We start from the raw sequence: 4,487 nt of genomic DNA, 5'->3' as shown, positions 1-4,487 counted from the left end.
GGTGTTCATCATGGCATTCATCATTATTATTACTCTCTTCGCTGTTTGGATATCACGATTTGAATGGCAATGTCGTCACCGGACTGTGACGCAAGGACAGGATTAAATACTAATAAATTACACTCGGTATAGCTATCAACCACATGTAATTATTAAATATTTTAATAAAGATCTTTGAAATTAATTCCGCCTAAACATAATACAATGAGGATGCCAGTGTGATGGCAGCCTTAGAAAACTAGCAGAACCCTTAGATCCACATAAGTACAAGGTATGCCCTCACCGGAGCGACAGCGGCCCACCCTGCACAGCGAATTTTTTAAGGCGTACTCATATTCTCTTCGCTCCAAAAAGCCTTCATTGCAGTAATTTTGTTGTCGTCATTAAAAGTGAATTGATCAATGATCTCTATGCGCACTTCGCCGTTACCTGGATTTAATTCCACTACAAAGGGGAAAATAGCGTGATTGGCAGCCAATCGCACGGCGCCCTCAAGTCGCGCAGAAATTCCGGAACTAAATCCGACTTCATAGAATCGAAGAATAGCAGCCTTACCCGTAATCAGCTCACTGCCAACTGGATCTTCAATAGTTGCATCATCAGCAAACAAGTTGTCGATTGCAGCCAAGTCATGGGCCGACAGGGCTTGAATATAGTGTTCTACTGCCGTAATTCTGGGGTTTTTACGCACTTTAAACAGCTCCAAGGTGTCAATTAGTAGACGTTTCTAGTGTAACGCGGTATATGAATAAGGAAAATGTCATTTATAGTAATAAGCCTCGACGTATCGCTCGGCGCTGCAATAAGTGTCACAGCGGTGTAATATGTTCAAGATCACTCGACTTTATATGCGGTATTTAATGTTAAATATAAGATTTACCCGCAGTTACTGCGTTGTTATTGCCCTTTTACTTCAATTGAGCGCCGCATGGGCCTCTACAGAGGCGATAAAGCCACTGGTGCCTGAATCTACCCATGTCACCGCGATTCGCGACATGGTTAAGCAACTCGATACTCGCCACTACGTAAAATTAGCTCTAAATGATGATTTATCGGCGCATCTCTTAGATTCTTTTTTAGATGACCTCGACCCAAATCGCCAGTTTTTGCTGCAAAGCGATATCGAGGAATTCCAAAAATATCGCACCACGTTGGACAATGAGCTTAAAAAGGCCCAACTTGACGCGGGCTTTGCCATATTTAATCGCTACCGCCAGCGCATGCTTGATCGACTGCAAAAAGCCCTAGATACCCTGCCAGAAACCGTAAAGGCAATGGACTTCAAGACCAATGAAGACATCCAGCTTGATCGCGCCAAAGAACCTTGGCCAAAAGACAGCGCCGCCGCAGACGAAATTTGGCGCAAGCAAATTAAAAATCGGGTATTGGGCCTGCAATTGGCGGGTAAAGACCAAGACGGTATTATCGATTTACTGAGTAAGCGTTTTAAAAATCAACTAAAGCGCATGTCGCAGCTGGAAGCCGAAGACGCGTTCCAATTTTATGCCAACGCTTTCGCATCACTGTACGATCCCCACACGGACTACTTTTCCCCCCGTCTATCGGAAAACTTCCAGATCAATATGAGCCTTAAGCTTGAGGGCATTGGCGCAGTGTTACAAATGGAGGATGACTACACCAAGGTTGTTCGCCTTGTTCCCGCGGGCCCTGCTGATAAGCAGGGACAATTGCAGCCTGCCGATAAAATTATCGGTGTTGGTCAGGGTAAAAGCGGTGAAATGCAAGACGTGATTGGCTGGCGTTTAGATGACGTTGTCGACCTTATCCGCGGCGCTGCAGGCTCTTTCGTCCGCTTAGATGTCATACCTGCCATCGCGCAAAGCGAAGAAGCCCGCCGACAAATCACCATTGAACGCAATGAGGTCAAACTCGAAGACCAAAGCGCCAAAGGCGAACTCATCGAGTTTAAAGACAGCCACGGCGTCACTCACCATGTCGGTGTAATCGATGTGCCGACCTTTTATCTCGATTTTGAGGCCTACCGCTTAGGTGATACCGAGTACCGCAGCACGACTCGCGATGTACACCGTATCCTCGGCGAACTCCTGAGTCAGGGCGCCGAGGGCATCGTAATTGACCTGCGGGACAATGGCGGCGGCTCCTTAGCTGAGGCCAATGGAATGGTCGGCTTATTTATCGAGTCTGGACCGACGGTGCAAATCCGCCAGTCTAACTCTCGCGTGATTCGCGAAGGTAAGCGTCGCAGTTCCGCGTATTACTCTGGTCCACTGGCGGTGCTTATCAATCGTATGAGTGCTTCTGCGTCCGAAATCTTCGCCGGGGCTATTCAGGACTATCAGCGCGGTATCGTCATTGGCACCCAATCCTTCGGCAAAGGGACCGTGCAGTCGGTTAACCCTCTAAGCCACGGCCAGCTGAAGCTCACTGAGTCAAAGTTTTATCGAGTTTCCGGCGACAGTACCCAGAATCGTGGCGTCATCCCTGACATTGCCTTCCCGCCGCTGTATGACCAAGACAAAATTGGTGAAAGCATTCTTGATAACGCCCTGAGCTGGGACCGCATTGAACGCGCCAATCATCGCTATTACTTTGATTTAAAAGCCGGTTTGCAGACCCTACAACGGAAACACGAAAAACGCATCGCTAAAGATCCGGACTTCCTGTTTCTACAGGAGCAAATCGCCGTTATTGAGAAAATGCGTAATAAAACCCACTTATCCTTAAATATAGAAAAGCGTCGCAGTGAGCGCGACGAGCAAAAAGCCCTTCAGTTAGCAATGGAAAACCGTCGTCGGGTCGCCAAAGGTGAAGAACCATTAAAGGCCCTGGAAGAAGATAAAACTGACGATGAGGGCCTAGCCTTGAATGGCGAAACCCCGACTGAAGATGAAAGCAAAGATAAGAAAAAAGAGCCAGACCCGTTGTTAATCGAAGCCAGCCATATTCTGGTTGATGCAATTCCCTACTTTATGCCCGAGCGCTTGGCTAGGCGGCCTTAGGTCTCAATATTAAACCCTAGCCGGTAAAGGCTAGGGTTTAATGTATAACTCTCTAGCGACTCGCTTCCCGCATAGTAACGAACTCTTCCGCAACAGTCGGGTGGATGCCGATGGTTGAATCAAAATCTGCCTTGGTGGCACCGGCTTTAATGGCTACCGCCAGCCCTTGAATAATCTCCCCCGCTTCGTCGCCCAACATATGCGCACCAACCACCTTGTCAGTACTTTTATCGACGATTAGCTTCAATAGGGTCTTGGTTTTATTCCCGCTGAGGGTGTGTTTCAAGTGCGTAAAACGTGAAGTAAACACCGCGATATCGGAGAACCTCTCCTTTGCCGCTTCTTCACTGTAGCCCACAGTCGCCAAATTTGGCTGTGAAAAAATCGCCGTCGGAATAAAGTTATAATCCACGGTCTTGGTTTCACCGCGGTACAAGCGCTTGGCTAGGTTCATGCCTTCGGCTAACGCTACCGGTGTCAACTCCATGCCACCAGTGACATCGCCAACCGCATAGATCGAAGGTTCTTTGGTTTGAAAACACTCGTCGACGGCGATATAACCCCCATCATTTAGCTCAACCTCGGTGTTCTCCAACCCTAAACCCTCCAGCAGGGGCTTGCGGCCCGTGGCGTAAAGAACTTGATCAGTCACCATGCTCGCGCCGCTTTCTAAGCTAAGGCGGTAGCGGCCACCCTCTTTTTCGATTGAAGTGACGTTTTCATTAAAACGTAAGTTCACACCTTTGTTTCGCATCTCCTCGGCAAGCTGTTCCCGCAACTCGGTATCAAAACCACGCAAGAATAAATCCCGACGATAAATTTGATCTACCTCAACCCCCAAGCCATGCAAAATTCCAGCAAATTCAGTCGCAATATAGCCACCGCCGACCACCACCGCATGCTTAGGCAGTGCATCGAGATAAAATAATTCATTTGAGCTGATGGCAAACTCCCTACCGGGAATATCAGGGATAAAGGGCCAACCACCCACTGCAATAAGAATACGCTTTGCTGTGAAGTACTTACCGCCCACACTCAACGTATGAGCATCGACAAAGCTAGCGTGGCCATTGAGCAGCTCAACCCCAGCGTTGCTCAGTAAATTGCCGTATATACCGTTTAAACGCTCAATTTCACGAGTCTTGTTATCACGCAGAGTCGGCCAGTCTATGGGTTCGACCTTGCTATTCCAGCCAAAGCCTTGAGCATCTTTGAAGTCTTCCCGATAGTGGGCCGCGTAACTAAACAGTTTTTTAGGTACACAGCCGACATTTACGCAGGTGCCGCCCAAATAGCGGGACTCGGCAATAGCGACTCTTGCGCCAAAGCCTGCCGACATCCGAGCAGCTCTGACACCACCTGAGCCGGCGCCAATGACAAATAAATCGTAGTCGTACTCAGTATCAAAACCTTGCTGCGGCATTGCGCCTCCGTATGGTGTGTTATCGGAAATGAGAGTCGGTATTCGCGGCTTTGTTACACCGCGCCGTTCGCGAGGTCATAATG

Annotated in this window: 3 protein-coding genes; 1 reads left to right on the top strand and 2 read right to left on the bottom strand. The window is 48.5% G+C overall.

Annotated features, from left to right (window positions below):
• Positions 1-319 precede the first annotated feature (319 nt).
• Positions 320-691 (bottom strand): nuclear transport factor 2 family protein, encoded by a 372-nt coding sequence (locus ABYT30_RS16035; RefSeq protein WP_373080621.1) that lies wholly within the window; start codon positions 689-691, stop codon positions 320-322.
• 169 nt (positions 692-860) lie between these two features.
• On the opposite strand from ABYT30_RS16035, the gene ABYT30_RS16030 reads away from it, so the two are divergent.
• Positions 861-2,981 carry a carboxy terminal-processing peptidase gene (locus ABYT30_RS16030; RefSeq protein ID WP_373097490.1) on the top strand — a complete coding sequence of 707 codons (2,121 nt, stop codon included), beginning with the start codon at positions 861-863 and terminating at the stop codon, positions 2,979-2,981.
• Positions 2,982-3,033: 52 nt separating this feature from the next.
• On the opposite strand, the gene gorA is transcribed toward ABYT30_RS16030, so the two are convergent.
• Positions 3,034-4,404 carry a glutathione-disulfide reductase gene (gene gorA, locus ABYT30_RS16025; RefSeq protein WP_373097489.1) on the bottom strand — a complete coding sequence of 457 codons (1,371 nt, stop codon included), beginning with the start codon at positions 4,402-4,404 and terminating at the stop codon, positions 3,034-3,036.
• Positions 4,405-4,487: the final 83 nt, after the last annotated feature.

Source organism: Zhongshania sp. (assembly GCF_041623545.1).
GTDB lineage: Bacteria > Pseudomonadota > Gammaproteobacteria > Pseudomonadales > Spongiibacteraceae > Spongiibacter.
Note: the sequence above shows the minus strand (reverse complement) of the source record. Positions and strands in the feature narration are given on the sequence as shown.